The organism is Parasphingorhabdus sp. (assembly GCF_036963705.1).
Taxonomy (GTDB): Bacteria; Pseudomonadota; Alphaproteobacteria; order Sphingomonadales; family Sphingomonadaceae; genus Parasphingorhabdus.
Window position 1 is genome coordinate 1 of record NZ_JBALUT010000166.1, and the last position, 571, is coordinate 571.

The following is a 571-nucleotide window of genomic DNA, read 5'->3' on the forward strand; positions in this document are numbered from 1 at the left end:
GCTCGCGTTCAAGATCATGAACGACCCCTTCGTCGGCTCGCTGACCTTTGCCCGCATCTATTCCGGCAAGCTCGAAAAGGGCACGTCGGTCATGAACACGGTCAAGGAAAAGCGCGAACGCGTCGGCCGCATGCTGCAGATGCACTCCAACAGCCGTGAAGACATCGAGGAAGCCTTTGCTGGCGACATCGTTGCTCTGGCCGGCCTCAAGGAAACCACGACCGGCGACACGCTCTGCGATCCGCTGAATCAGGTCATCCTCGAGCGTATGGAGTTCCCTGAGCCGGTCATCCAGATCGCCATCGAGCCGAAGACCAAGGGCGACCAGGAAAAGATGGGCCTCGCGCTCAACCGTCTGGCCGCCGAGGATCCGTCCTTCCGCGTCAAGACCGACGAGGAATCGGGTCAGACGATCATTGCCGGCATGGGCGAGCTGCATCTCGACATTCTCGTCGACCGCATGCGTCGTGAATTCAAGGTCGAGGCTACCGTCGGCGCGCCGCAGGTTGCCTACCGCGAAACCATCACCCGGACGCACGAAGAAGACTACACGCACAAGAAGCAGTCCGGT

The 571-nt window shown here is 60.8% G+C and carries 1 protein-coding gene; it reads left to right on the top strand.

Features of this window, described 5'->3' with window-relative positions; genetic code table 11:
• Window positions 1–571: translation factor GTPase family protein (locus V7680_RS15700; RefSeq protein WP_335654185.1), on the top strand; the 571-nt coding region annotated here is incomplete at both ends.